Below are 1,172 nucleotides of genomic sequence, written 5' to 3'. Positions count from 1 at the left end.
CAATTTTAATAAAAGAATTGAAAAACGAAAAGGAATGGAAGGAAGCCTATCCAGTGATGAAACAATTGAGAACCCATTTGGATGAAGATCAATTCCTTCAATTAATTCAAGAAGCTGTACAAAAGGAAGATTATAAAATGGCTGCTTTATATGAAAATGAAAAAATGGTAGCAGTAACAGGCTTTATGCCTATGATCACTTTGTATAATGGAAGGTTCATTTGGGTTTGTGATTTAGTTACAGATTCAAATAATCGCTCGAAAGGATATGGTGAAGCACTTCTAAATTATGTACATAATTGGTCAAAGGAAAATGGCTATGATATCGTCTCGCTCTCATCAGGATTACAACGAATAGATGCTCATCGTTTTTATGAAAATAAGATGGAATATGACAAGGTTAGCTATGTTTTTTTAAAAAGACTTTAATTGCCCCGTTGTATAAAAGGTACATTTTACGCAACGAAAATTTAGGATGCACTTCTTCGCGAAAGACCATCGGTAAAATATGCGTTCATCCACGAACACCGCTTCGAGTACCGGCTGGAGAAGATGAGCAATGTTTTGAACGTATCCTGCAGCGGATATTACAAATGGAAGGGGCATCCCAAGAGCCATCGGGAGCGCCAGCACAAGGAATGGACGGAGCAAGTCAAGGAAGTCTATGATCAATCCCGCCAGCTCTACGGCAGTCCAAAGATCGCCAACTAGCTTCGTCAACAAGGTGTGGAGATCTCCGAGCGAACGGTGACCCGCATCATAAAGAAGCAACAATGGCGAGCAAACCAAATGAAAAATGGGGGACGGATATAACGTACGTCACGACCGGCGAAGGCTGGCTATATCTGGCGAGCGTAATGGATCGATATTCCCGTAAGATCATCGGCTGGCACATGAGCGACCGCGGCAGCCAGTACGCCTCTCACGATTACCAGAAGCAGCTTCAAGTCTATTCCATGATTGGGGGCATAAGCTACAAAGGAAACTGCTAAGACAATGCTTGCATTGAATCGTTCCACAGCATAATCAAAAAAGAACTGATTTAAATGAAAAAGCCGAATCCGATCATGTTCTCCTAAATATGCAGCAGTGCTTCCTGCACTGCCGGATTAAGATGAACCGGATACACTACCGCAATATCCTCATGCTTGTCTACTAACCGACGAATGGCAC

Annotated in this window: 1 protein-coding gene and 2 pseudogenes; 2 read left to right on the top strand and 1 reads right to left on the bottom strand. The window is 42.3% G+C overall.

Translation table 11 applies throughout. The features are described from left to right. Positions 1-2: 2 nt before the first annotated feature. Both HMPREF0083_RS13085 and HMPREF0083_RS30150 read left to right on the top strand, forming a co-directional pair. Positions 3-428: a GNAT family N-acetyltransferase gene (locus HMPREF0083_RS13085; RefSeq protein ID WP_040302703.1), complete on the top strand. Its 426-nt coding sequence runs from the start codon at positions 3-5 to the stop codon at positions 426-428. Between the two features lie 219 nt (positions 429-647). Then, positions 648-988 (top strand): annotated as a pseudogene (locus HMPREF0083_RS30150) (DDE-type integrase/transposase/recombinase); the annotation flags it as partial. 63 nt (positions 989-1,051) lie between these two features. Here HMPREF0083_RS30150 and HMPREF0083_RS29395 read toward each other — a convergent pair. After that, positions 1,052-1,172, bottom strand: a pseudogene (locus tag HMPREF0083_RS29395) (UDP-N-acetylglucosamine 2-epimerase (non-hydrolyzing)); the annotation flags it as partial.

This window comes from Aneurinibacillus aneurinilyticus ATCC 12856, from assembly GCF_000466385.1.
Lineage (GTDB): Bacteria > Bacillota > Bacilli > Aneurinibacillales > Aneurinibacillaceae > Aneurinibacillus > Aneurinibacillus aneurinilyticus.
This window is presented reverse-complemented; position numbering and strand designations above follow the sequence as displayed.